Raw genomic sequence first — 25,046 nt, 5'->3', positions numbered from 1 at the left:
CCCATGGGCGACAAGAAGCAGAAGCCAGCGAAACCCGCGACAAAAACCACCAAGAAGTAAGGTTTCCGACGAGCAACGCGCCGCCGGGACGCCCGGCGGCGTATTGGCCGTCAGCCGTAGATCGACACCGGCGTTCCGGCCAGCGCCGAGATGTTCAGAAGCCCCCGCGCCGTGATCGACGGGGTCACGATATGTGCCCGGTTCGCCATTCCCATGAGGATCGGCCCGACCTCGAGACCGCCGGCCTTCATCTTGAGGATATTACGCACCGCAGATGCGGCATCGGTGTTGGCGAAGACCAGCACGTTTGCCGGACCCTGGAAGCGCGAATTCGGCATGATGCGCTCGCGGATCTCGATGTCGAGCGCGGTGTCCGTGTGCATCTCGCCTTCGTAGAGAAAGTCGCGCGGCTCGGCATCGAGGATGGCGAGCGCGGCGCGCATCCGGCGGCCGGTGTCGCAATCGAGGTTGCCGAACTGGCTGTGAGAGCAGAGCGCGATCTTCGGCTCCAGTCCGAAGCGGCGGACGTGACGCGCGGCCCCGACGACCACCTCCGCGATCTGTTCGGGCGTGGGTTCGGGGTGAACGTGCGTATCCGCGACGAAAAGCGGACCGTCCTCGAGGATCAGAAGAGACAGCGCGCCAATGGGATGACGGCCCTCGGTCGCCAGAACCTCGGTGATATAGCGTAGGTGCCAGAGATACTGCCCGAAGGTTCCGCAGATCAGGCTGTCGGCCTCGCCGCGATGGACCATGACGGCCGCGATCGCGGTGGTGTTGGTCCGCATGATCGCCCGCGACAGCTCGGGCGTCACGCCGCGCCGTTCCATGAGGGTGTGATAGTCCTGCCAGTAATCGCGGTAGCGGGGGTCGTTCTCGGGGTTCACGAGCTCGAAGTCCTCACCCGCGCGCATCGGCAGACCAAGCCGCTCGATGCGTGAACTCACGACGTCGGGACGGCCGATCAGGATGGGAACGTCGGTCGTCTCCTCGATCATGGCCGTCGCAGCGCGCAGGACGCGCTCGTTCTCGCCTTCGGCGAAGATGATCCGGCGCCGCGCGGTGGCGGCGGCCTCGAAGACCGGTCGCATGATCATGGTCGACTTGAAGACCGATCCGTCCAGCTTGCGCTTGTACGCCCCGACATCGGCGATGGGCTTGGTGGCGACGCCCGTCTCCATCGCCGCCAAGGCAACGGCCGATGCAACGACTCCCATGAGACGCGGGTCGAATGGCTTGGGGATCAGGTAATTCGGTCCAAAGGTCATTTCCTCGCCCTTGTAGGCTGCGGCTGCCTCGGCCGAGGTCGTGGCGCGGGCGAGCTTTGCGATGGCCTCGGCGCAGGCGAGCTTCATCTCGTCGTTGATGCCCGTCGCGCCGACATCGAGAGCGCCGCGGAAAATGAAGGGGAAGCAGAGGACGTTGTTGACCTGGTTCGGCACGTCGGACCGTCCGGTCGCGATGATGGCGTCGGGCGCGGCGGCGCGGGCGAGCACGGGGTCGATCTCGGGCGTGGGATTGGCCAGTGCGAAGATGATGGGGGGTCTGTTCATCCGCGTCACCATGTCGGGCGTCATGACGCCCGGGCCAGACAGTCCGAGGAAGAGGTCTGCGCCTTCGATGACGTCACCAAGGCTGCGGGGCCCGCCGGGTTGCGCAAACTCGGCCTTTTGCGGTGTCATCTCGACAGTTCGGCCCTCGTGGACGAGCCCCGCGAGGTCGCAGAGGAAGACGTTCTCGCGCCGAACGCCCAGCTTCAGGAGCATGTTCAGGCAAGCGATGCCGGCTGCACCCCCTCCGGTCGAGACGACCTTGATGTCCTCGAACCGCCTGTCGGACACTGTCATGGCGTTCATCGCGGCGGCGGCGACCACGATGGCCGTTCCGTGCTGGTCGTCGTGGAAGACGGGTATGTTCATGCGTTCGTGGCACAGCTTCTCGACGATGAAGCAGTCCGGTGCCTTGATGTCCTCGAGGTTGATCGCGCCGAAGGTCGGTTCAAGCGCACAGACGATGTCGGCGAGCTTCTCGGGGTCGCTCTCGTTCAGTTCGATGTCGAAGCAATCGATGTTGCCGAATTTCTTGAAGAGGACCGCCTTGCCCTCCATCACGGGCTTTGCCGCCAATGCTCCGATGTTGCCCAGCCCGAGGACAGCGGTGCCGTTCGTCACCACGGCGACCATGTTGCCGCGCGCGGTATAGCGGCTGGCGGTCAGTGGGTCGGCCTTTATCTCGAGGCAGGCTTCGGCGACGCCGGGGCTATAGGCGCGGGCCAGATCACGACCGTTTGCCAGCGGCTTCGTGGCGCGGATCTCAAGCTTACCGGGCTTTGGAAACTCGTGGTAATCGAGCGCAGCCTGCCGAAGCGCGATCTCGCGCGTGTCGTTGGTCATGGCGTCCTCCCCCGGATAGTTTAGCGTTAAACAATCTTGGACCGGCGCGTAGCCCCACTGCTCTTTGGCGTCAATGGGGGACATCGGTCGCGTCGCAGTCTGCGTTGAAGTTCCTGACGGAGCAAGCCTCTCGCACTCTTGCCATCCCCAATGCCACGGGTCACGTTGGCCGAAAAGGACATAGCCCATGAGCCTGATCGACGAGGCCGCGGCAGCGCGGCCGAATGCCTATGCCCCCTATTCCGGCTTCAAGGTCGGAGCCGCACTCAGGACCTCCTCGGGCAAGGTCTTCGTGGGCGTCAACGTCGAGAACGCCGCCTATCCGCAGGGCACCTGCGCCGAGGCCGGCGCCATCGCCGCGATGATCGCGGGCGGCGAGACCCGCATCGCCGAGGTCGCCGTCATCGCCGACAGCCCCGAGCCCGTCACGCCGTGCGGCGGGTGCCGCCAGAAGCTCTCGGAATTCGCTGCTCCGGACACTCCCGTCACCATGGCGTCGGTTTCGGGCGCGACGCTGACCATGACGATGTCGGACCTTCTTCCCGGTGCCTTCGCAAAATCCGCGATGGACCGCTGAGCATGGACGCCCGCGCGATCATCGAGACCCTGCGCGACGGGGGCGAGCCCACTCAGGCTCAGATGACCTGGTTCGCCAACGGTCTTGCCACCGGGGCCGTGACCGACGCCCAGGCCGGGGCCTTCGCCATGGCTGTCTGCCTGCGGGGGTTGTCGGAAGAGGCGCGGGTCGCGCTGACCCTCGCGATGCGGGATTCAGGCGATGTTCTGGAATGGAAGCTGAAGACGCCTGTCGTCGACAAGCATTCGACGGGCGGTATCGGTGATTGCGTGTCCCTCTTGCTCGCACCCATGCTGGCGGCTGTCGGCGTCGCGAACCCGATGATCTCGGGCCGGGGCCTTGGACATACCGGAGGGACGCTCGACAAGCTCGAGGCCATCCCCGGTGTGTCGACCGACGTGGACGAGACCACCTTCCGCCGCATGGTCGATGACATCGGCTGCGCCATCGTCTCGGCCTCGAAGCGGATCGCGCCGGCGGACAAGCGGCTTTATGCGGTGCGCGACGTGACGGGAACGGTGGAAAGCATCGACCTCATCACGGCGTCGATCTTGTCAAAGAAACTGGCGGCGGGTCTGGGATCGCTGATCCTCGACGTGAAGTGCGGTTCGGGCGCCTTCATGAAGACACGCGATGATGCCGTTGCCTTGGCCAGATCGCTCGTTTCGACGGCGAACGGGGCGGGGTGCCGTACGGCGGCGCTGGTGACCGCCATGGACCAGCCACTTGCCTCGACCGCCGGGAACGCGCTCGAAGTGGCCGAGGTGATGCAGGCGCTGACCGCTCCGCGCAACTCGCGCCTCGTCGACCTGACTTTGGCCCTGGGGGCAGAGTTGATGCTGCTTGCGAAGGTCGACGTGTCGCCGGAGGTGGCGGCGGGCAAGCTTCTAGATACATTGAAGTCAGGCAGGGCCGCCGAGAAGTTCGACGCGATGATAGAAGCTCTCGGCGGTCCCGCACGGTTCAGCGAAGATTGGCAGAGCCGCTTGCCCGAGGCCAACGTCATCCGCGAAATCGCGGCGCCACAGTCCGGGAAGATCGCCGCGCTGGACGGCCATGCGATCGGGCTCGCCGTGGTGCGTCTCGGCGGGGGACGGTTGCGCGAAGGCGACAGGATCGACCCCTCGGTCGGGTTCTCGGACATTCTGCCCCTTGGGGCCGAGGTGTCGAAGGGTGAGCCCGTCGCGCGCCTCCACGCCGCCGGCGAGAAAGCAGCGCAGGAGGCCGAGCGCGCCTATCTCGACGCCCTTACGATCGGGGAGCGCGCCGAACCCTTGCCGCTGATGATCGAGAGGGTGGGCTGATGCCGCGGGCGTTCCTCGTCGTCCTCGACAGCGCGGGCGCAGGCGGCGCTCCGGACGCGGCCGCTTACTTCAACGGCGACCGGCCCGATACAGGATCGAACACGCTTGCCCACATCGCCCAGGCCTGTGCGCGCGGCGAGGCGGAAGAAGGCCGGACGGGTCCGCTGAAGATGCCTCATCTCGACCGCCTAGGCCTTGGTGCTGCGGTGAGGCTGGCCGGAGGTGAGGCGACGCCGGGACTCGATGCGAGACCGGAGGGCGTCTGGGCGGCGGCGACCGAGGTGTCGCAAGGCAAGGATACGCCGTCGGGTCACTGGGAACTGGCGGGCGTGCCCGTTCCCTGGGACTGGCACTACTTCCCCGACGCGCAGCCCGCTTTCCCGCCCGACCTCATGGCAGAGGCGGCGCGGCTTGCTGGCACCGAGGGCACTCTCGGCAATTGCCACGCCTCTGGCACGCAGATCATCGAGGACCTTGGCGAAGAGCATCTGCGGACCGGCTGGCCGATCTGCTATACGTCCGTCGACAGCGTCTTCCAGATCGCGGCGCACGAGGAACGCTTCGGGCTGGAGCGCCTGATGTCGACGTGCAAGGGGCTGGCTCCGACGCTCCACGCCATGAAGGTCGGTCGCGTCATCGCCCGGCCCTTCCTCGGCGAGACGGCGCTCGACTTCAAGCGCACGAAGAACCGCAAGGACTTCGCCATCGAGCCACCGTCTCCGACGCTGTGCGATTGGGTCTCGGAGGCGGGGCGCAAGGTCCACGCGGTCGGCAAGATCGGCGACATCTTCTCGATGCGAGGCATAGACGACGTTGCCAAGGGCAGCGACGACGAGCTGATGGAGCATCTTGTGCGCCTGATCGCCGAAGCAGAGGACGGAAGCCTGACGTTCGCCAACTTCGTCGAGTTCGACACGCTCTACGGGCACAGGCGCGACGTCTCGGGCTATGCCCGCGCGCTCGAATGGTTCGACAGCCAGGTGCCGCGCCTTTTGGCGAACCTCCGAGACGACGACCTGATCCTCTTCACCGCCGACCACGGCAACGACCCGACCTGGTCGGGCACCGATCACACCCGCGAACGTGTGGCCGTCGTAGGCAAGGGACCTTCGCCGATGGCGGCCGGACAGGTGGCCTTCGTCGACGTCGCCGCAACCGTCGCCACGCACCTCGGCGTTCCATCTCGTGGCGCCGGCACGCCCTTCACAGCACAGGAGCCGAGATGAGCGATCACCTCACCGTCGTCGATCACCCGCTGGTTCAGCACAAGCTGACACTGATGCGCGAGAAGGACACCTCGACCGCCGTCTTCCGCCAACTCCTGCGCGAGATCAGCACGCTTCTCGCCTACGAGGTGACGCGGTCTCTGCCGATGACGACCCGGTCCATCGAGACACCGCTCTGCGACATGGATGCGCCGGTGCTCTCGGGACGGAAGCTCGCGCTGGTCTCGATCCTGAGGGCGGGGAACGGTTTGCTGGACGGGATGCTGGACCTGATCCCCTCGGCGCGGGTCGGCTTCGTCGGACTTTACCGCGACGAGGCGACGCTGAAGCCGGTCCAGTACTACTGCAAACTGCCGGGCGAACTGGACAACCGGCTGGTCATCGCGGTCGACCCGATGCTTGCAACGGGCAACAGCTCCGTGGCGGCCGTGGATCTTCTGAAGAAGGCGGGCGCCGACAACATCCGCTTCCTCTGCCTGCTCGCCGCGCCCGAAGGCGTCGCGCGGATGAAGGAGGCGCATCCCGACGTGCCGATCGTCACGGCCGCACTCGACGAACGTCTGAACGAGAAGGGTTATATCGTCCCCGGCCTTGGCGACGCTGGCGACAGGATGTTCGGAACGAAGTAGAAATTCTTTACCCTGCACCCCCCGAAACGCAAAGTGACGCTGGGGAATCGTGGGGATGTCTCGGTGAAGCTGCTGACTGCCATCGGCCTGGGTGTCCTGGCCTCGTTTTCGTCGGCCTGCGCGCAGCAGGCCGATCCCGTGCGAAAGGTGCCGCCGCCCGGTTACGACGCCCCGGTCTTCACCGACGCGCGGGGATGCACGTTCGTCCTGCGCCGCATCGCGGGGTGGGAGCTTTGGGTCCAGGCCGAGCCAACCGATACGGACTGCCGCAAGGCGATCCCGGACGACCGCGACGCCAAGACGCTCTAGTCCTCGCAGATGCGCTGAAGCGCGATCCAGTCCCCATCCTCGAGCACGGGTCGCGGCACCGCGGGAATAGCGTCCGCCACGGTGTCCGTCGTCTTGCCGGTATAATCGACGGCAAGGGCGTAGGGCTTGCCCGAGATGCCCGCTTCCTTCATCCGCATCGCCAGAACGGGCTGCGGGACCCGGGCGGGCGGGTGCGTCACCAGCCACTCAGACATCGGGCGAAGCGTTTCCTCGGACAGCTTGCCTGTTGTCAGAAGAGTAAGCGCTGCATTGAGCCCGGCCGCCTTGAGAAGTTCCGACAGCGGGTCCTGCCGGGTCCGCCGCATGTCTTCGGCGATAAGATAGCCCGCCAGCACTTCGGGCGTCTCGTAATCCTCGACGAGGGTGTGGGAAATCAGGATTGTCCCGCCCGGCAGGTTCGCGGTTCCGGTCAGCGCCGACGGCAGGACGACCAGCGTGGTGGGCTTGCCGGGGAAAAGCACGTCGCTGAGGCTGGAAAGCGCGCGTTGCCCCGAGGGGTTGTCGCAGGCGGCGCCGGCGACGGTCTCTACTTCCTCGACGAGGGCGGCCCCGATGCCGGTGCGGGCGCTTTCGGGCACAAGCGATGCGGTGTGGCGGACGATGGCGCCGGGAAGCCAGAAAAAAGCGATTGCCGCCGCGCCCAGGACGACGGCAAGCGTTGTGAGACCCCGTACCCGGCCCGGCCGGGCGGCGCCGCGGCGGATGGCCTTCAGGACGCGATTGAGGGCGGCGACCATCTCGTCGTCGGATACTTCCAGCGTCTCGGGCGCGTCATCGCCCGGTCCGTAGAGGGCAGGGCGCTCGCCGGGGTTCAGGCGCTGCACGGCGGGAAGGGACCAGTGGGTCAGCGCGCTGCCGTTGAAGTCGGAAATCGTCAGCGTCGCCTCGCCGACCGAGACGACGACGTTGCGCCGCTGCGCCTCGGGGTCGGGGCGCCACACGCCCTCGGCCTCGAGCCGCTGGTATTCCGCCAGTACGGTCAACTGCCCCCCGTGCGTTACGCCGATCCCCGGCGCGACACTAGCGGATGGCCCCGGTTGCTACAATTGCCGCCTCACGGCCCTGCCTTGCGTCGCGGCACGCCTCGTCGTAGCAGGGAACTCGGACGACCGAGGGACGAAACTCATGGCCGACGATCCGAAAACGCTCGTCTCGACCGAGTGGCTGGCGCAGCATCTGGATGACCCGGATCTCAGGGTTCTCGATGCCTCGTGGTATCTTCCGGACATGAAGCGGGACGGCAAGGCCGAGTACGACAAGGCGCACATTCCCGGTGCGCGGTTCTTCGACATCGACGATCTGAGCGACCACCGTTCCGACCTGCCGCACATGGTGCCGCCGGTCGAGAAGTTCATCAGCCGGATGCGTGCCATGGGCGTGGGTGACGGACATCAGGTCGTCGTCTATGACGGCGCCGGGCTGTTTTCGGCCGCACGCGTCTGGTGGCTGTTTCGCCTGATGGGAAAGACCGACGTCGCGGTGCTGGACGGGGGCTTTCCGAAGTGGCGCGCCGAAGGACGTCCAGTCGAGGATATGGCGCCCGTCATGCGCGACCGCCACATCACGGTCAGCCGCCAGAACCAGCTTGTGAAGGACGTAACGCAAGTCGCCGCAGCCTCGAAGCTTGGTGACCAAGAAATAGTCGACGCCCGTGCGCCCGCCCGCTTTCGTGGCGAGGAACCCGAGCCAAGGCCGGGCCTTCGCGCGGGTCACATTCCAGGCTCGAAGAGCGTCCACTACCGCCGCCTGCTGAATGACGACGGCACGCTTCGACCCGTGCCGGAGTTGAAGGCGATCTTCGAGTCTTCGGGCGTCGACCTTCGCAAGCCCGTCATCACCTCCTGCGGTTCGGGCGTGACGGCGGCGATCCTGTCGCTTGCGCTGGAGCGCACCGGGCACCGCAACCATTCGCTTTACGACGGTTCCTGGGCCGAGTGGGGCATGTACGGCGACCTGAAGGTCGAGACGGAATGACGGTCCAAAAGGCCGGAACCGAGGTCGAGTACACCGTCACTTACCTCGAGATGGACGAGCGTCCGACCTACAACTGGCCGCGCCTTCCGCTGGGCGTCTCGGCGGCGCTCTTCAAGGCCGAGACCCCGCCGGTCTGGTATTTCCTGTCGCTTTATGGCGCCGTCGGAGAGGACTATGCGTGGGAGGACATGTTTGCCCGCCCCCGCGACGAGATCGCGGCTTATCTCGCGCGGTCGTCGCTCTTCACCCTCATGCACAAGGGATGGCCGCAAGGCTTCTTCCTTCTCGACGGACCGAAACCGAGCGGAGTGACGGAACTCGACTACTTCGGCCTCGTCCCGGAAGCGGTCGGAAGCGGTCTGGGGACATGGCTTCTGAAGACGGCGATCCTGACCGCCTGGGACATGGCGGGGACGGAGAAGCTGATCGTCGACACCTGCACGCTGGACCATCCCCGCGCCCTTGCGCTCTATCAGAAAACCGGCTTCACCCCTGTCCGTCAGGAGACGAAGACGCGAATCCTGACCCGCGACCGAGACCTGTCCCGAATCCCGTCCTGAGGACCCTTTCATGCTGAGCGAACTGACCCCGCAACCCGCCGACAAGATCCTCGAGCTGATGCAGCTCTATCGGGACGACCCGCGCGAGGGAAAGGTCGACCTTGGCGTCGGCGTCTACAAGGATGCCGACGGTCGGACCCCGGTCATGCGTGCGGTCAAGGCGGCCGAGCGGCGGCTGGTCGAGACTCAGGAAACGAAGGCATACACAGGCCTCGCAGGCGACCCGGCCTTCACGGAGGCAATGCGGCGGCTCGTCCTCGGTGACGCCGTAGAGGCGGGACGGGTCGCTGTGGCGGCGACACCTGGCGGCACCGGGGCGATCCGGCAGGGCCTGGAGCTGATGCGCTATGCCGACAAGGATGCGACGATCTGGATCTCGTCGCCGACCTGGCCGAACCACCTGACCATCGTTAAGTATCTCGGCATCCCGATGCGCGAGTATCGCTATTTCGACGGCGAGTCCCGCGGCGTCGACTTCGCCGGCATGATGGAAGACCTCAAGGGCGTGAAGGCGGGCGATCTCGTCCTGCTGCACGGGTGTTGTCACAACCCGACCGGGGCGAACCTGACCGTCGAGGAGTGGGCTTCGGTCGCGGCGTTGCTCGAGGCGACCGGCGCGGTGCCCTTCATCGACATCGCCTACCAGGGCTTCGGCGACGGCCTGGACGCCGACGTCGAGGGGGTGCGCCTGCTTGCGGGACGTCTGCCCGAGATGGTGCTGGCCGCGTCGTGCTCGAAGAACTTCGGCGTCTACCGTGAACGGACGGGCGTCCTGATGACGGTGGCGCGGAACGGTGCCGACCGGGACAGCGCGCAGGCCACGCTCGCCTTCCTGAACCGGCAGAACTACTCCTTCCCGCCCGACCACGGCGCGCGAGTGGTACAGATGATCCTCGACGATGACGACCTTCGCGCCGACTGGCAGGAGGAGTTGGAGGACGTTCGCTTGGGGATGCTCGACCTTCGCCAGCAGCTTGCCGCCGAACTGCGCCAGCGGACCAACTCCGACCGCTTCGACTTCGTTGCGCAGCACAGGGGCATGTTCTCGCGCCTCGGATGCTCGCCCGAGCAGGTGATGGCGCTGAGAAAGGATCACGGCATCTACATGGTCGGCGACAGCCGCATCAACATCGCAGGTTTGAACGCGCGGACGGTGCCGGTTCTGGCGGAAGCTCTGGTCGCGGTCGGGGCCTGAGGCTCACCCGTTCTCGCGCAAGACCGATCCGGCGAGGTAGAGCGAACCGCAGATAAGGACACGCGCGCCTGGGTCCCGAGCCACGATGTCGGACAGTGCCTCGGCCACCGAGGCCGACACCGTTGCAGGAAGCCCCACGGCAGTCGCGGCGGCCGCTGTCTCCTCGGCGGGAAGCGTGGCGGTCTCGCCCGGGATCGCGACCGCGTGGAGGCTTGCGGCGACTTGTGCGAGGGGGCGAAGGTAGCCCGCGACGTCCTTCGTGGACAGCATTCCGCAAATCAGATGGGTCGGCCGGTCCGGCATCTGCTCGAGCGTTTCGGCCAGCGCGTCTCCCGCCGCAGGATTGTGCCCGCCGTCGAGCCAGAGTTCGGCCGTGCCAGCCGCCTCGACCAGCGGACCTGACGCGAGGCGTTGCATCCGCGCGGGCCAGAAGGCTCGGCTGACGGCGGCCTCAAGTGCGTCGTCTTCAAAACCGAGGTGACGAAGGGCCGCGAGCGCCATGCCGGCGTTGCCGATCTGGTGCGGGCCGCGCAGGTTCGGCAGGGGCAGGTCGACAAGCCCAGTCTCGTCCTGGAACACCAGGCGCCCGCGTTCCTCCCACACATGCCAGTGCTGACCGTGAGCAAGGACGGGAGCGTGGAAGAGCGCCGCCTCGGCTTCGATCACCGCGAGGCCCTCGTCGTGTTGGGGCCCGACGATGACCGGGACGCCCTTCTTGATGATCCCTGCCTTCTGATAGGCGATCTCGGCGATAGTCTCGCCCAGGAACGCCTGGTGATCGAGATCGACCTTGGTGATGATCGTCAAGCGCGGCTCGTCCACCACGTTCGTCGCGTCGTGGCGGCCGCCAAGCCCTACTTCCAGCAGTGTCCAGTCGGCGCGGGTGCGCGCGAAGGCGAGGAAGGCGGCGACGGTCGTGATCTCGAAATAGGTGATCGTCTCGCCGCCGTTGGCTTCGTAGACCTCGTCGAGAAGGCGCGTGAGATCGGGCTCCGAGATGATCTCGCCCGCGACGCGAATGCGTTCGTGGAAGCGGGCCAGGTGAGGCGAGGTGTAGGCATGCGCGGACTGACCTGCGCCTTCCAGCCCCGCCCGGATCATGGCCTGGGTCGACCCCTTTCCGTTCGTGCCCGCGACGTGGATCACGGGCGGCAGGTGCCGGTGCGGGTCGCCCACGGAAGCAAGACAGCGCCCCATCCGGTCGAGGGTGAGGTCGATCACCTTCGGATGCAGCCGCATCATCCGCTCGAGGATGGCGTCGGAGGTCACTGTCTGTGTCACGGTTTCCGAGGAACGCTGTGGCGCGTCACTTTCCTTCGGCAGCGTCGGGGGTCGAGGCGGGCAGGGCGGCCGGCGTCAATTCCGGCGCCGGCAGGTCGCCCTTCACCGCCGGCGACAGCCCGAGGAGCATCCGCACGATGGTCACGAGTTCGTCCTTCAGGTGCTTGCGATGCGTTACCCGGTCGAGCATCCCGTGATCGAGCAGGTATTCGGCGCGCTGAAAGCCCTCGGGCAGCTTCTCGCGGATGGTCTGCTCGATCACGCGGGGGCCGGCGAAGCAGATGAGCGCGTTCGGCTCGGCGATCTGGACATCGCCCAGCATCGCGTAGGAGGCGGTAACCCCGCCCGTCGTCGGGTGCGTCAGCACCACGATGTAGGGCAGGCCGGCTTCCTTCAGCATGTCGACGGCGATGGTGGTTCGCGGCATCTGCATCAGCGACAGGATGCCTTCCTGCATCCGGGCGCCGCCGGCGGCCGAAAAGAGGATGAGCGGGCGCTTGCGCTTCACCGCGCGCTCGGCGGCGGCGATGATGGCGTTGCCCACGTACATGCTCATCGAGCCGCCCATGAAACCGAAGTCCTGAACGGCGGCGACAACGGGCGTGCGCCCGATCTCGCCTTCGGCGACCAGCATCGCCTCTTTCTCGCCAGTCTCTCGCTGCGCGGATTTCAGACGCTCGGGGTACTTTTTCTGGTCGCGGAAGTTCAGCGGGTCCTGGATCGGCTGCGGCACCTCGACCTCGGCGAAGACGCCGTTGTCGAAGAGCGTCCTCAGGCGGTCCCGCGCCGAGATCGCCATGTGGTGATCGCAGTTCGTGCAGACGTTCAGGTTCTCCGCAAGTTCGCGGTGAAACAGCATCGTGCCGCATTCGGGGCACTTGGTCCAAAGGTTCTCAGGCACTTCCCGGCGCGAGAAGAGCGAATTGATCTTCGGACGGACGTAGTTCGAAATCCAGTTCATCAGCTTTTTTCGGCGCCTGCTCCGGGACCAGTTAAGCCGCGCGACGGGGAATTGCAATCAGCGGGACAGGAGACGCGCGGTCAGAATCCAAACCCCTACAAGGGCGGTCAGGTCCACGGCGATAAGGCGCGGATCGCTCAGGCCGGTCTCGAGCGCCACCGCCGAATGATAGAGGGCGAGCCCGCCGAGTGCGGGATCGGCGGCCACGACGAGGATGGCCATCGCGTTGTTCGCGAAGTGAATTCCCCAGGCCGCACCGATGCTTCCCGTCCGTGCCGTCAAATCGCCCGCCAGGACGCCAAAGAGTGTCGCGGCGCCGACATAGGTGAGGGCGACCTGCGGCCCCACGTCCGGAAGGTAGTGGAGCGCTCCGAAGAGGAGGGCGGGCAGGAGTAGCCACACGACCGGAGAGCGCAGTCGCGCCGCTAGCTGGCCCTGAAGGTAGCCGCGGAACAGCAGTTCCTCTGATCCGGTCTGTGCGGCGACGGCGATGAGGCCAAGGGGAAGCCAGAGCGCCCAGGTGCTCGCCGGAAGATTTGGCTCGACGTCCGGATAGACGGGGCGGCTGACGAGCGCGAGGATCACGGCGGCCCCCACGGTGACACCGACGCCGACGGCGAAGTGGCGCAGCGTACGTGGGGCGGGACCAACGAGGCTGCGGGCCGATCTCGCGTGCAGGTTTCGTGCCACGTAGATCGTGGCGAGGCCAGGACCGGCGTAGAGGCCGAGGAACACCACGGTCCCCGCAGGAGTGCCGGTCGAGAACAGGATGTCGAACCATGTCGCCGGCAGAGGCTCGCCGCGCATCACCGACAGCACGCCGGACAGCGCCAGGGCCCAAAGCACCGTAAGGCAGGCGACAAGGGCCAGCCCGACGGGCAGTCGCCAAAGCGCGGTACGCAGGCCGGTTCGCGTGAGGGACTGGCGGTAGCTCTGATAGGACACTCGACAGACCCTGCGTCTCGCGCGCCCCATCGTCAACGGGCGTTCGCCTCGGACGGCACAGGCTCACGCGAAACCCCGCTTGCGCTTGCCCCTCCCGAGCCGCAGAGCTATGGCTCGGGACGAAAATCGGGGAGGCGACACATGCTCAAAAACAACAGGTTCGACAAGTCGAGGCTGCCTAGCCGACACGTCACCGAAGGACCGGCCCGCGCGCCGCACAGATCGTATTACTACGCGATGGACCTCACCGAGGAGGACATCGCGCAGCCCTTCGTCGGCGTCGCCACCTGCTGGAACGAGGCCGCACCCTGCAACATTGCGCTCAACTGGCAGGCGCAGGCGGTGAAGACGGGGGTTAAGGCGGCCGGCGGTACTCCGCGCGAGTTCACCACGATCACCGTCACCGACGGGATTGCCATGGGGCATGAAGGAATGCGGTCGTCGCTGGCGTCGCGCGAGGCGATCGCCGACACCGTGGAATTGACGATGCGCGGGCACTGTTACGATGCACTTGTCGGTCTGGCCGGTTGCGACAAGTCGCTGCCTGGGATGATGATGGCGATGCTGCGTCTGAACGTGCCGTCGGTCTTCATGTACGGCGGCTCGATCCTGCCGGGCAAGGTGCCCGAGGGCGCGGACGTTCCCGCCGATTTCGCTTCGCGCGACCTGACGGTGCAGGACATGTTCGAGGCGGTCGGCCGTTACCAGGCGGGCGACGTGACGGACGCGCAGCTTGCCATCCTCGAGCGTGTCGCCTGCCCGTCAGCCGGGGCGTGCGGCGGCCAGTTCACCGCCAACACGATGGCCTGCGTGTCCGAGGCGATCGGGCTGGCGCTCCTGAACAGCTCGGGTATGCCCGCGCCCTACGAGAGCCGCGCGCAGTACGGCGAGGCTTCGGGCGCCGCCGTGATGAACCTGATCGAGAAGAACATCCGTGCCCGCGACGTCGTCACGCGCGAGGCGCTGGAAAACGCCGCCCGGGTCGTCGCCTGCACGGGCGGATCGACGAACGCGGGGCTGCACCTGCCGGCCATGGCGCACGAGGCGGGCATCGACTTCGACCTTTTCGACGTCTGCGACATCTTCCATGACACGCCCTATTTCGTGGACATGAAGCCGGGCGGCAAGTTCGTCGCCAAGGACCTCTACGAGGCGGGCGGGGTTCCGGTCGTGATGAAGGAACTGCGCAAGGCCGGGCTGATCCACGAGGATTGCATGACCGCCAGCGGCGAGACCATCGGCGTGGAGTTGGACAAGATCGACCGCGAGGCGGACGGCCGCGTCATCTACCCCATCGAAACGCCTATCACCAAGACGGGCGGCGTCGTCGGCCTGAAGGGTAACCTTGCCCCGGAAGGCGCCATCGTGAAGGTCGCCGGCATGAGCGAGGCCGAGCAGGTCTTCACCGGACCTGCTCGCGTCTTCGAGTGCGAGGAGGATGCCTTCGAGGCCGTGAAGGCTCGAACCTACAAGGAAGGCGAGGTTCTGGTGATCCGCAACGAGGGGCCGGCGGGCGGACCGGGGATGCGAGAGATGCTGGCGACCACCGCGGCACTGTCCGGTCAAGGCATGGGCAAGAAGGTGGCGCTTATCACCGACGGTCGTTTCTCGGGCGCGACGCGCGGGTTCTGCGTGGGCCACGTGGGCCCGGAGTCGGCCTATGGGGGACCGATCGCGCTTCTGAAGGACGGGGACGTCATCACCATCGACGCCGTCAAGGGCGAGATCTCGGTGGCGTTGTCGGACGACGAACTCGCGCAGCGGAAGGCGGCCTGGCCGGGTGCGCGCGCGACCAACTATCAGTCGGGCGCTCTCTGGAAGTACGCGCAGCTTGTCGGTTCGACGCGGCTTGGCGCGGTGACGCATCCGGGGGCCCGGGCCGAGACGCATGTCTACGCGGACCTCTAGTCTCGTCCTCTTTTCTGCTCTTGGGCTGACCGCTTGCGACGCGGGAGGCATCGTCTCCCGCGCGCCGACGCGGATCGTGCTCCCGGACGGTATCGTCGTCGCGGGCGCGGACGGCTGGTGCGTCGACACACGGTCGACGGGCGCATCGAGCGTGACGTCGGTCGTCGTCCTGGGAAGTTGCGCTGCCATTGGCGGCAAGGCAGAGGCGGCGAGCCCGGATGTGCCTGGGGTCGTGACGGTTTCGGTCACGTCCGGCGGGGGCGATGCGCCGTCGCCCGAGGAACTGGAGGCCTACTTCGTCACCGAGCGGGGACGCGCCGCACTGGCGCGGGACGGACAGCCGGGCAGCGTCCGCATTGTCGAGACGAGGCGGACAGGAAGTCTTCTCTTCCTTCACGCTCGGGACATGAGCGCGCTGCCAGGCGCGTCTGATGATGTGTGGAAAGCATTGTTCGATCTGGACGGCCGCGTCGTCTCGATCTCTCTCTTCGGGTTGGAAGATCGACCGATCGCGCGCGACGAGGGGCTTTCGACCTTGGCAGCGCAGGTGGACGAACTGAAGGCCGCGAACGACGGCTGAATTGTCCGATGATGTTATCCACAGCTTTGTGGACCTTCCTCCCGCTCCAGCGTTGCCTCTATATGCTGTGAGTTGCTACGATCTGGCCACAGCATTTGGACGTGTGATGCCCGGCCCGTTTTTAGGACTGATCGAACGAAATGCCCTGCGCAGATGGGACCGCGCGGTGCGTTCTCTCGACCGGCTCGAGGCTCGGGATCTGAAGGTCTTGCGCAACCAGGCACGGGCTCTGGGAAAGCGCATCGATCAGGTCCTGCACGCGGCCGAAGGGCGTCTTGCCCTGCCACTGGCCAATCAGGCGGCGATCCGTCGTCCGATGCACTCGGACTGGGCTTGGCGTCCAGAGTTGTGGTGCGGGCCTGTCCGAGGCGCGGGTCTGGCTTCCGTCGAGACCCGAGCCTCCGTCGGGACCGAAGCGAAGATCTTCCACGACTGCGCCCTGTCCGAGTTGTCGATCCGCCAGATTCGCAACACGCGGGCCGAGGACGTGGCCGCCTATGGCGTCCGGCTCGACGTCTTCCGCTTTGATGGCTCTTTCCTCAGCCTCGTCGTCGATCTGCCTCGCGCCGGAATTGCCGGCCTGTCGCGGCGGCATCTGATCCGGCTGGACATCAGGGTCGAGACCGAGAAGCCGCTGGAGATTTTCGGTCGCCTCAACGTCCGGCACGGTCCGAACGTCGAGCAACTCGTCCGCGAGTTCTCGGGATCGACGGGCGAGTTCTCGGTCGAGTTCGACCTTTCGGCGACGCGGATGAACGAAGCCCGGGTGGAACGGGCGTGGCTTGACTTGATTTTCGAAGGGCCCGAGATGAACCAGATCATCCTTCGGGACGTGACGCTCTCGCGTCGCCCCCGCGCCGAGATCTGAGGGGGGAGCCGGTGGCCGAGATGACACTGACGCGGATGCGCCTGGCCGAGGGGGTCTGGGAAGGGCTTCTGTCCGCGCGCGCCGCCACGGTGACACCGCGGCTTCGCATCCGACATCGCGACGAACTTGTGGGCGAGCCGGAGACTGTCGCCGCCCCAGCAGGCGAGGGCGGAGGGCCGCGCTGGCTGGTCCGGTTCCGCCTTCCCGTCGACCGCCTTTCGGACGGGGTGCAGACATTCGTGATCGAGGATGCCGCGACGGGCGACGCTCTGGCCCATGAGACGGTCGTCGCAGGCGAGATGCTGGACGATGACCTGCGGGCCGAGGTGTCGCTCCTCCGCGCCGAGCTCGATTTGCTCAAGCGGGCTTTCCGCAGGCATTGTTCCGAAGGCTAGGCGACGTCAGCCCTTGGCCAGGACGTAGCGCTTGTCGCAATAGCCGCATTCGACCCAGCCCAGCTTGGGATCGATGGAAAGCCAGACGCGCGGATGACCGAGCGCGCCCTCGCCGCCATCGCATGAGACGCGAGTCTGTGTCACGGTTTCGGTCTCGGGCGGTTGCGGTGCGGAATGGGCAGTCATGGATCGGTCCGGCCTCGTCTTTCGGTCCAGGCATAGTAGACGGAGGTGTGGAAGGGGCAAGAGCGGCAGTGTCGCAGATGCCCCCGCCCCGCCGTTTCAGTCGTCCTTCAGCATGCGCCCAAGCGGGCGGCCCGCGAGGATGTGCAAGTGGAAGTGCGGCACGTCCTGGACGCCGTGCCGACCGGAATTCGCGATGATGCGATAGCCGTCCCCCGCATCGGGCGAGACGCCGAGGTCGGCGCAGATCGAGCCGAACGTCCGCCAGAAGTCGACGATCTCGGCCTCGCTCGCCTCGGCCGCGAAGTGGTCGGCGGTGACGTAAAATCCCTTCGGGATCACCAGCACATGGTGCGGCGCCTGGGGAGCGATGTCGTCGAAGGCGAGCGTGTGCTCGGTCTCTATTACAGTCCGGTTCGGGATTTCGCCGCGAAGGATCTTCGCGAAGATATTCTGGTCGTCATAGGTGTAAGCCATGTCTGTCCTCAGTCGACGAAGAGATATTCGGTCGCAGCGATTTCGCGCGCCTTCGAAAGGTCGATGCCGAGGAAGCCCGCGAGCGGCTCGGCATTGTCCTCGGGATCGTTCTTCTCGCGGATGCGATAAAACTCGGGGAACTTCTGGTCACGAATAAGTTCGCTTTCGCGGAACACGTCGTTGCGGATCGTGGGCAGGAGGGTCCGGAACGTCTCGGCTGACGTGTGCTCGCCCGCCAGGCCGACGCGCTTGGCGTGGCCCTCGAGGTAATCGTCGGTGTAGTTGCACTCGATCTCGAGAAGCCGGGTCTCGCTGCGGTCGGAGTAGAAGTCGCGGAAGAGATCGATGTTCGCAGGGTCCAGGCAGATCAGGAGGCTGTCGGTCCCATAGTAATCGAACAGCATCCGCATCAGCGCGCGACGGTGGCGCGTCCGTTTCGCGAGTGTGGCCTGGATGCCGCCGAGGTCGGTCATCGGTGTGGCCTCCTCGTCGAAGAGATATTCGATTGTCGGCAGGTTCGAGACCTTGGCAATCCGGTCGAGCAGACGCTTGGCGACGTGCCACTTCTTGCAGGTGACGATCAGAAGCGATCTCTCTCGCCCGATGGTCGCGTCCTTCTCCCAGAAGCGTGGCGCAAAGCGCTCTCCGACGCGGCCCCGGCCGGTCAGGAAGGTAAAGAGTCGCCGGCCCTCATTCGAGACGCGGAAGCGGACACCGGTTTGGGTATAGAGGCGGCCGAGCTTCGCTTTCAGGTCGGTCGCCTCGGCGCTGATCTTGCGCGCGAAGAGAAAGTCCTGGGCCAGAAGAAGGTCGTAGTGATCGTTGTAGAAGGTTACCGGCATCCCATAGTCGGTGAACATCAGGAAGGTCAGCGTGCGGTTGTCGATCTGGTTTTCCGGTACGAGGTGGCGGACCAGGGTCTGGAAGAACGTCTCGTCGGGGATCCAGGTCGTCTTGAAGAAGCGGACGACGTCGCGGCGCTCGCGGATGAAGTCGAGAATCGCCTCGACGGTCTGACGGCGCAGGCACCACCACTGGCTTCCGATCATCATCTGGATGTCGCGCGGCACGCGCCGCGTCAGGCCGAGGCGCTTCTGGATCGCATGACTGCCGTAAAAGAGCCTGGGCTGCGTCCTCTCGTTGAACCAGTGCCGATAGATCAGGCGCTCTTCCTTGAAGCCGGTCTTGATCCAGTCGGAGTCGTGGAAGTCGAAGCTCTCGATGAAGTCGGCGTCGCGGCGGTCCAGAAAGTCGCGCGAGTACTCCGCCGTCTTGATCGGCATGCAGTCGCCTGAAAGCATGTAGAAGTGCGTCGCGCGCGGAAAAGCCTCCACGGCGGCCTCCACGGCGGCAAGTGTGGCGCCCACAAGGCTCCATTCGCCCCATCCACATTTCTGGCGGCGTCGGGGGAAGGCGACCCTTGGATTTTCGGACAGCGCCTCGCGCAGTCTGTCGTAGTCGCCGCGAGGCGACCGGGCGTCAAAATGGATCGCCATGGCATCGCCTGTCGCGGTCAGGCGGGTGGCCTGCGCGATGATCGACTCCACGTCCTTGTGGCAAAGAAGAATATAGGCGATTTGCGCCACTGTTCCGCCCGTCACCTGCCCTTGTGCCCGCGTCTTCGGTCTAACCCGAGTCGGAGGATTGAAGAAACCTCGGAAGTTTGCTTTTTTCCCGCCACGCTCCGGTGCATTACAGCGGGAAGCGGAATGGAAGGGTTTCGGCGGTGGGTTTCCCCGGCACATGGATGACCGAAAGCAAGAGCGTCGTCTATCGCGTGGTGCCGAAGTGTGCCTGCTCGACCATCGGCCAGATCATGTACTTCTCGGATCACGGGCATTTCTACGACGGCGACATCCACGACGCCCGCGAGGGGATCCACAAATGGGCGCAGGACGAAAGCCAGTCCGCGATCATGGACGCCGTGCGGAGCAAGGGCACGTTCGCCTTCACTTGCGTGCGAAACCCCTACACCCGCATCCTCTCGTCGTTCTTCGACAAGATTTGCGGGGTCCAGAGGAACGGCCAGCGCTATCGCGGCAGCCTGATCCCGCAACTCGCACAGCAATACGGGATCGAGGTCGAGGGCGACTTCGACCAGATCGCCATGTTCCGCCGCTTTCTTCTGTTCGCGCGCGACACGATCCGGTTCCGCAAGCCGATGGACCCCGACATCCACTGGTCGGCTCAGGCCGGCCACGTCTCGACCTTCGTGGCGAACGGGGGGCACTATGGCCGCATCTTCTGGACCGAGAAGTTCGACGAGGGAATGCAGGACGTGCTGAACAGCATCCACGTCAAGGTGCCGGTCGATCTGGCCTCGATTCCGCGCTTCAACGAGAGTGAGGGACACGGCCCGAGGCGCGCCCACCCAGTGGAGGACTTCTTCGACGATCTGGCAAAGCACCTGATCTGGGAGATCTACAAGCGCGACTTCGAGCTCTTCCGTTATGACTTCGAGAACCCGGGAAACCCCATGCCGCTTGGCGAGATCGACCTCGACGAGGTTCACCGCAGGCTGGCGGGGTAGACCCCTCCGAATCGGGCCAAAGCTGCGGCGCAGCAAGTCGCCAAGGCGGTCGAAGTGTCGGAAACGAGGCTCGGCTTTGCGTATTTCCCCCTCGTATTCAGCCGTTTAGTCGCATTTATCCCCGTGAAATTGACGCAAGTCTTGTTTCGTGCAGCGCGGTTTGGGCCTATAGTCCCCGTGTTCGAAGCCGCGGATAACGACGGCACTAATGGGGGGACCTCATGATCAGATCCGAGTTGGTGCAGAAGATCGCTGACGAGAACCCTCATCTGTATCAGCGCGACGTCGAGCGGATCGTGGCCACGATCTTCGACGAGATCATCGAGGCGATGGCGCGCGGCGACCGGGTTGAGCTTCGTGGCTTCGGCGCCTTCTCGGTCAAGAAGCGTGATGGACGTGTCGGACGGAACCCGCGCACGGGCGACAGCGTAGAGGTCGAAGAGAAGCATGTTCCGTTCTTCAAGACGGGCAAGCTTTTGCGGGACCGACTGAACGGGAAGTGACATGCGCCTGATCAAGCTGATCGTCCTGGCCCTGATCGCGATCGTCATGATCGTGGTGGCCGTGGCTAACATCCAACCTCTGACACTCAGGCTTCTGCCCGATGACCTGGCGCGTCTTCTCGGCTTCAACTGGGAAGCAACGCTGCCGGCGTTCGCCTATCTTCTCATGGCCGCTATCGTCGGCCTTCTCTTCGGCTTCGTGTGGGAATGGGTGCGAGAGCACAAGCATCGCGCCACGGCCGTGCAGGAACGGCGCGAGCGGGTGCGGCTTGAACAGGAAGTGCAGCGCGTCTCTCCCTCGCCGGAAAAGGGCGATGACGTCCTCGCGCTGCTTGAGGGTCGCTGACGGGCGCGCTAGACCGCGCCCATGCAATCCACCGTCCGCGTCAAGATTTGCGGTCTCAGGACCCCCGAAGCCGTCGCCGCCGCAGCGGAGGCGGGGGCGTCCTATGTGGGATTCGTGTTCTTCCCCAGGTCGCCGCGCGCCCTGACGCCTGACGAGGCGCGCGCACTGTCCGTCGACGTACCCTCCGGTGTCGCCAAGGTCGGGCTCCTCGTCGATGCAGACGACGCGCTTCTCGACGACATCGACCGCCTGGTGCCGCTGGACATGCTTCAGCTACACGGCAGCGAGACGCCCGAGCGTGTGGCCGAAGTGCGCACGCGCTATGGACTGCCCGTGATGAAGGCGATCGGAATCGCAGATGCGGCCGACCTGTCGCTGCTCGACGATTTCGCCGGTGTCGCGGACCAGATCCTTGTCGACGCGAAACCTCCGACCGCGGGCGCGCTGCCGGGCGGGAACGGTCTGTCCTTCGACTGGCGCCTGATTGCAAACCGTCGCTGGTCCTTGCCCTGGATGCTGGCCGGCGGGCTGACGCCTTCGAATGTCGCGGAAGCCGTCGCACTGACGGGTGCGCCGCAGGTGGATGTTTCATCTGGTGTCGAGAGCGCGCCGGGCGTCAAGGACCTGAGCCTCATCAAGGCTTTCGTGGACGCACTCCGGTGAGCGTGACGTTCCGCGAGGCTGCCGAGGGCGATCTGCCTGCCGTGGTCGACCTTCTCACGGATGACGCGCTCGGGAGGGGTCGCGAAGGGGGCGACCTCGTTCGTTACCGGGATGCGTTCCGCACCATGGCGCGAGACGGTTTCAACCGGCTGATCGTCGGTCAGGACGATGCGGGTCGTATCGTCGCCACCTATCAGCTGACGATCATTCACGGCATCTCATTGAACGCCGCGACGCGCGCGCAGATCGAAGGGGTGCGCGTGGCGACCGACCTGCGGGGCGGCGGGATCGGTGCTGCGCTTCTGGCCGACGCCGAAGCGCGGGCCAGGGCCGGCGGTGCAACGCTCCTTCAGTTCACGACGAATCGCGTCCGCGACCGCGCACACGACTTCTATCGCCGCGCGGGCTACGAGGACACGCACATCGGCTTCAAGAAGACCCTTTAGCGCGACCCGAAGAGTTCGTTCAGGATGTTGATGATGACACGCTCGGTCTGATTTCCGGGCTGGTTTCGCGTCGGCTGCTGGCGCCGTGGCTCGGCCTGTTGAGCGACCGCCTGAGGCGCTTCCATCGGAAGCTCATGCACGGGAAGCCCCTCGTGGACGCGGGTCATCACCTCGTGCCAGATCTCGGCAGGCAAACCCCCGCCTGTTACGCCGGTCAGGGGCGTGTTGTCGTCGTATCCCATCCAGACGCCTGCGACATAGTCGGCCGTGAACCCGACGAACCACGCATCCCGCGACGCGCTGGTCGTGCCCGTCTTGCCCGCTGCGGGCCGCCCCTCGAGCCGTGCCCGCGTTCCAGTCCCGACTTCCATCGCCTGGTGCATCATGAAGGTGAGCTGGCGGGCCGCGCCTTCCTGGATGACGCGCTCGCCGATGCCGCCTTCCTGGACCAGAAGCGGCTTCTCCTCGCCCTTGAGCCGCAGCTCGATCAGTCCGTAGGGATCGACGGAGGAGCCTCCGTTCAGGATGCCCGCATAGGCGCGCGTCATTTCGAGAAGGGTCGATTCGGACGAGCCAAGCGCCACGGCAGGCCCGACCGCGATATCGCTTGCCAGTCCGAAGTCGGCGGCGATCTTGACGACGGCCTCGCGGCCGACCCGCTCGAAGACCTTGACGGCGGGAATGTTCAGCGATTGCGCCAGGGCCTGCGTCAGCGTGACCGTACCCGCGAAGGTGCGGGTATAGTTCTCGGGACACCATTCGCCCGATCCCGGCACGTCGAGGCAGTAGGGTTCGTCTCGAACGGTCGTGTTCGGGGGAAAGCCCATATCCAGTGCTGCAGCATAGACGAAAGGCTTGAACGCCGAGCCGGTCTGGCGTTTCGCCTGAATTGCCCGGTTGAACTGACCCGCGACACCCTTGAACTTGCGGCCGCCCACCATGGCGCGCACCGCGCCGTCGGCAGACATCACGACAATGGCTGCCTGCGCTTCGGAGCCGTCGCGGACCTTGTTGTCGAAGATGTACTGAAGACCTTCCTCGGCCGCCTTCTGGATCCGCTGGTCGAAGGTGGTTTGAATGACCACGTCCTCGGTCGTCTCCTCGGTCAGGAAGGTCGGCCCCATGTCCATGACCCAATCGGCGAAATAGCCCCCTGCGCGCGCCTCGGCCGCTTCGGACAGGGTCGCGGGCGTGCGGCGGGCCTCCTCGGCCTCTGCGGCAGTCAGGTAGCCCTGCTCTTCCATCAGCTTGACGATGGTGGCCGCACGGTCCCGGCTGAGTTGAAGGTTCGCGGTCGGAGCATAGCGGCTTGGCGCCTTCAGAAGACCGGCGAGCATCGCCGCCTCGGATGGCAGAAGCTCGTTCGCCGACCTGCCGAAATAGCGCTGCGCCGCCGCTTCGAAGCCGCGCGCGCCGGCGCCCAGATAGGCGCGGTTGAGGTAGATCGAAAGGATGTCATCTTTCGAATATCGCAACTCCATCGCCATGGCATAGACGGCTTCCTTGACCTTGCGGCCCAGAGTCGTTCGACGACATTCGGTCTCGTACTCGGCCTCGGTCATCCCGCTTTCCGGGCTATAGGGCACGCCGAGGCAGAGAAGCTTAGCGACCTGCTGCGTGATCGTAGAGCCGCCGTTGCCCGACAAAGGTCCGCGCCCCTCGGCGAGGTTGATGCGGACGGCGCTGGCGATGCCGCGAGGCGAAAGGCCGAAGTGCCCGTAGAACCGCTTGTCCTCGGTCGCAACGACTGCGTTACGCAGGTGGGGTGACACCGTATCCGCGCTGATCTGGCCACCGAACTGCTCGCCCCGCCAGGCGAACACCTTGTTATCGCGGTCAAGAAGCGTAACAGAACCGCGCGAGCGCCCGTCGACAAGCGCACTGACCGGAGGCAGGGTCGCTGCATAATAGATGACGGCCAAGGCTGTCACGATGAGGACCAGCGCGCCGACGCGCCAGCCCACGCCCCAGACAAGACGAACAACCGCACGGAAAAGCCAGACCACAGGATTGCGGCTCGCCGCGCGGACGCGGCGCGGCTTCTTGGCTCGCGCTGGTGCGGGCTTCGATTTCGGTTTGCGCGAAGTCGCGCGCTTGTCGGCGACCAAGGGCCGCTTCCCGTTCGAGCTACTCATACGCCCGGTCCATTGTTCCTGCCTCGGAGGCCAACATAATGCGAAGACTCCCCGAAGTGGAGCGGCAAACGTGCAGAGGTCGGGGACACGCTCATCCTCATGTCGCACAAAAATTAATCAAAGCACATAAATTGTGCAAATATTGTTCCACATAAACCTTTCCTGTGCGTTTCCCCCTCAGCCTCGCGCTTGTGAGCCCGTTCGTTGAGCCGTCATGTCGGTCCACGAGTGCGGCGTGGAGTGCGCCGCGATCATGCGGAAGGGGATCCATGAAACTCATCATCGCAGCGATCAAGCCGTTCAAGCTCGAAGAGGTGCGCGAAGCGCTCACCTCGATCGGGGTGCGCGGCATGATGGTGACCGAAATCAAGGGTTTCGGCTCACAGTCGGGACACACTGAAATCTACCGGGGTGCGGAATACGCCGTGAACTTCGTGCCGAAGGTCAAGCTCGAGATCGTTGTGCCGTCCTCGATGGCCGACCAGGTCGTCGAGACGATCGCCTCGACCGCCAAGACCGACAAGATCGGCGACGGAAAGATTTTCGTCCTCGACGTCCAGTCCGCCCTGCGCGTGCGCACGGGCGAGACCAATGAAGACGCGATCTGAATCGCACCATACCGACCAAGGGGTAGATA

At 65.5% G+C, this 25,046-nt stretch carries 27 protein-coding genes; 18 read left to right on the top strand and 9 right to left on the bottom strand.

What is annotated here, in order from left to right:
- Positions 1-110: 110 nt before the first annotated feature.
- The gene (locus tag EF888_RS17470; protein ID WP_109759585.1) at positions 111-2,393 is read right to left on the bottom strand and encodes an NADP-dependent malic enzyme; all 2,283 of its coding nucleotides are present in this window, start codon (positions 2,391-2,393) and stop codon (positions 111-113) included.
- 187 nt (positions 2,394-2,580) lie between these two features.
- Between EF888_RS17470 and cdd the strand changes: the two genes are divergently transcribed.
- The 5 genes from cdd to EF888_RS17445 all read left to right on the top strand — a co-directional run bounded on the left by cdd (position 2,581) and on the right by EF888_RS17445 (position 6,438).
- On the top strand, positions 2,581-2,970 hold the full coding sequence (gene cdd / locus EF888_RS17465; RefSeq protein WP_109759586.1) for a cytidine deaminase: 390 nt from the start codon (positions 2,581-2,583) through the stop codon (positions 2,968-2,970).
- A 2-nt stretch (positions 2,971-2,972) separates the two neighbouring features.
- Positions 2,973-4,274, top strand: coding sequence for a thymidine phosphorylase (locus EF888_RS17460; protein ID WP_109759587.1), 1,302 nt, complete (start codon positions 2,973-2,975; stop codon positions 4,272-4,274).
- Complete coding sequence (locus EF888_RS17455) at positions 4,274-5,500, top strand: phosphopentomutase (RefSeq protein ID WP_109759588.1); 1,227 nt, start codon at positions 4,274-4,276, stop codon at positions 5,498-5,500. Before EF888_RS17460 ends, EF888_RS17455 begins: the two co-directional genes overlap by 1 nt.
- On the top strand, positions 5,497-6,129 hold the full coding sequence (gene upp, locus EF888_RS17450; protein WP_109759589.1) for a uracil phosphoribosyltransferase: 633 nt from the start codon (positions 5,497-5,499) through the stop codon (positions 6,127-6,129). The genes EF888_RS17455 and upp overlap by 4 nt, the downstream gene beginning before the upstream one ends.
- 63 nt (positions 6,130-6,192) lie before the next feature.
- On the top strand, positions 6,193-6,438 hold the full coding sequence (locus EF888_RS17445; protein ID WP_109759590.1) for a hypothetical protein: 246 nt from the start codon (positions 6,193-6,195) through the stop codon (positions 6,436-6,438).
- Here the strand turns inward: EF888_RS17445 and EF888_RS17440 are convergent.
- Positions 6,435-7,442 (bottom strand): M48 family metalloprotease, encoded by a 1,008-nt coding sequence (locus EF888_RS17440; protein ID WP_109759591.1) that lies wholly within the window; start codon positions 7,440-7,442, stop codon positions 6,435-6,437. The two genes, EF888_RS17445 and EF888_RS17440, sit on opposite strands and share 4 nt — an antisense overlap.
- A 142-nt stretch (positions 7,443-7,584) precedes the next feature.
- On the opposite strand from EF888_RS17440, the gene sseA reads away from it, so the two are divergent.
- Genes sseA through EF888_RS17425 form a run of 3 tightly spaced genes read left to right on the top strand, consistent with a single transcriptional unit; the run spans position 7,585 to position 10,188 of the window.
- On the top strand, positions 7,585-8,433 hold the full coding sequence (gene sseA / locus EF888_RS17435) for a 3-mercaptopyruvate sulfurtransferase (RefSeq protein WP_109759592.1): 849 nt from the start codon (positions 7,585-7,587) through the stop codon (positions 8,431-8,433).
- Complete coding sequence (locus EF888_RS17430) at positions 8,430-8,993, top strand: GNAT family N-acetyltransferase (protein WP_109759593.1); 564 nt, start codon at positions 8,430-8,432, stop codon at positions 8,991-8,993. Before sseA ends, EF888_RS17430 begins: the two co-directional genes overlap by 4 nt.
- A gap of 10 nt (positions 8,994-9,003) precedes the next feature.
- A complete protein-coding gene (locus tag EF888_RS17425; RefSeq protein WP_109759594.1) occupies positions 9,004-10,188 on the top strand; it encodes an amino acid aminotransferase in 1,185 nt (394 codons plus the stop codon).
- A 3-nt stretch (positions 10,189-10,191) separates the two neighbouring features.
- On the opposite strand, the gene EF888_RS17420 is transcribed toward EF888_RS17425, so the two are convergent.
- The 3 genes from EF888_RS17420 to EF888_RS17410 form a co-directional block, all read right to left on the bottom strand.
- Complete coding sequence (locus EF888_RS17420; protein WP_206508543.1) at positions 10,192-11,430, bottom strand: bifunctional folylpolyglutamate synthase/dihydrofolate synthase; 1,239 nt, start codon at positions 11,428-11,430, stop codon at positions 10,192-10,194.
- A gap of 64 nt (positions 11,431-11,494) precedes the next feature.
- Positions 11,495-12,430, bottom strand: coding sequence for an acetyl-CoA carboxylase, carboxyltransferase subunit beta (accD, locus tag EF888_RS17415; RefSeq protein WP_109759596.1), 936 nt, complete (start codon positions 12,428-12,430; stop codon positions 11,495-11,497).
- A gap of 57 nt (positions 12,431-12,487) precedes the next feature.
- Positions 12,488-13,375, bottom strand: coding sequence for a CPBP family intramembrane glutamic endopeptidase (locus EF888_RS17410; protein WP_164721746.1), 888 nt, complete (start codon positions 13,373-13,375; stop codon positions 12,488-12,490).
- A 141-nt stretch (positions 13,376-13,516) separates the two neighbouring features.
- Between EF888_RS17410 and ilvD the strand changes: the two genes are divergently transcribed.
- The 4 genes from ilvD (at position 13,517) to EF888_RS17390 (ending at position 17,126) form a co-directional block, all read left to right on the top strand.
- The gene (gene ilvD, locus EF888_RS17405; RefSeq protein ID WP_109759598.1) at positions 13,517-15,283 is read left to right on the top strand and encodes a dihydroxy-acid dehydratase; all 1,767 of its coding nucleotides are present in this window, start codon (positions 13,517-13,519) and stop codon (positions 15,281-15,283) included.
- A complete protein-coding gene (locus EF888_RS17400; RefSeq protein ID WP_109759599.1) occupies positions 15,264-15,863 on the top strand; it encodes a hypothetical protein in 600 nt (199 codons plus the stop codon). The genes ilvD and EF888_RS17400 overlap by 20 nt, the downstream gene beginning before the upstream one ends.
- A gap of 166 nt (positions 15,864-16,029) precedes the next feature.
- Positions 16,030-16,731: a DUF6478 family protein gene (locus EF888_RS17395; RefSeq protein WP_338143037.1), complete on the top strand. Its 702-nt coding sequence runs from the start codon at positions 16,030-16,032 to the stop codon at positions 16,729-16,731.
- 20 nt (positions 16,732-16,751) lie between these two features.
- Positions 16,752-17,126, top strand: a complete 375-nt coding sequence (locus EF888_RS17390) for a hypothetical protein (protein WP_338143068.1) — start codon at positions 16,752-16,754, stop codon at positions 17,124-17,126.
- Positions 17,127-17,132: 6 nt separating this feature from the next.
- On the opposite strand, the gene EF888_RS17385 is transcribed toward EF888_RS17390, so the two are convergent.
- From EF888_RS17385 to EF888_RS17375, 3 genes are all read right to left on the bottom strand, one after another.
- Positions 17,133-17,312: a zinc-finger domain-containing protein gene (locus tag EF888_RS17385; RefSeq protein ID WP_109759602.1), complete on the bottom strand. Its 180-nt coding sequence runs from the start codon at positions 17,310-17,312 to the stop codon at positions 17,133-17,135.
- A 96-nt stretch (positions 17,313-17,408) separates the two neighbouring features.
- Positions 17,409-17,786, bottom strand: coding sequence for an HIT domain-containing protein (locus EF888_RS17380; protein ID WP_109759603.1), 378 nt, complete (start codon positions 17,784-17,786; stop codon positions 17,409-17,411).
- 8 nt (positions 17,787-17,794) lie between these two features.
- Positions 17,795-19,372 carry a DUF5928 domain-containing protein gene (locus tag EF888_RS17375; protein ID WP_109759604.1) on the bottom strand — a complete coding sequence of 526 codons (1,578 nt, stop codon included), beginning with the start codon at positions 19,370-19,372 and terminating at the stop codon, positions 17,795-17,797.
- A 140-nt stretch (positions 19,373-19,512) separates the two neighbouring features.
- On the opposite strand from EF888_RS17375, the gene EF888_RS17370 reads away from it, so the two are divergent.
- The 5 genes from EF888_RS17370 (at position 19,513) to EF888_RS17350 (ending at position 22,274) form a co-directional block, all read left to right on the top strand.
- Positions 19,513-20,316, top strand: coding sequence for a sulfotransferase family protein (locus EF888_RS17370; protein ID WP_109759605.1), 804 nt, complete (start codon positions 19,513-19,515; stop codon positions 20,314-20,316).
- Positions 20,317-20,537: 221 nt separating this feature from the next.
- Positions 20,538-20,819 carry an integration host factor subunit beta gene (gene ihfB, locus EF888_RS17365; protein ID WP_109759606.1) on the top strand — a complete coding sequence of 94 codons (282 nt, stop codon included), beginning with the start codon at positions 20,538-20,540 and terminating at the stop codon, positions 20,817-20,819.
- A gap of 1 nt (position 20,820) precedes the next feature.
- A complete protein-coding gene (locus EF888_RS17360; RefSeq protein ID WP_109759607.1) occupies positions 20,821-21,165 on the top strand; it encodes a LapA family protein in 345 nt (114 codons plus the stop codon).
- A 21-nt stretch (positions 21,166-21,186) separates the two neighbouring features.
- Complete coding sequence (locus tag EF888_RS17355; RefSeq protein WP_109759608.1) at positions 21,187-21,828, top strand: phosphoribosylanthranilate isomerase; 642 nt, start codon at positions 21,187-21,189, stop codon at positions 21,826-21,828.
- Positions 21,825-22,274: a GNAT family N-acetyltransferase gene (locus EF888_RS17350; protein ID WP_109759609.1), complete on the top strand. Its 450-nt coding sequence runs from the start codon at positions 21,825-21,827 to the stop codon at positions 22,272-22,274. Before EF888_RS17355 ends, EF888_RS17350 begins: the two co-directional genes overlap by 4 nt.
- On the opposite strand, the gene EF888_RS17345 is transcribed toward EF888_RS17350, so the two are convergent.
- Entirely contained in the window at positions 22,271-24,409 is a 2,139-nt protein-coding gene (locus tag EF888_RS17345) for a transglycosylase domain-containing protein (RefSeq protein WP_109759610.1), read from the bottom strand. The two genes, EF888_RS17350 and EF888_RS17345, sit on opposite strands and share 4 nt — an antisense overlap.
- A 269-nt stretch (positions 24,410-24,678) precedes the next feature.
- Between EF888_RS17345 and EF888_RS17340 the strand changes: the two genes are divergently transcribed.
- Positions 24,679-25,017 carry a P-II family nitrogen regulator gene (locus EF888_RS17340; RefSeq protein WP_109759611.1) on the top strand — a complete coding sequence of 113 codons (339 nt, stop codon included), beginning with the start codon at positions 24,679-24,681 and terminating at the stop codon, positions 25,015-25,017.
- The last annotated feature ends 29 nt before the right edge of the window (positions 25,018-25,046 follow it).

This window comes from Silicimonas algicola (assembly GCF_003970735.1).
GTDB classification, from domain to species: Bacteria; Pseudomonadota; Alphaproteobacteria; order Rhodobacterales; family Rhodobacteraceae; genus Silicimonas; species Silicimonas algicola.
This window is presented reverse-complemented; position numbering and strand designations above follow the sequence as displayed.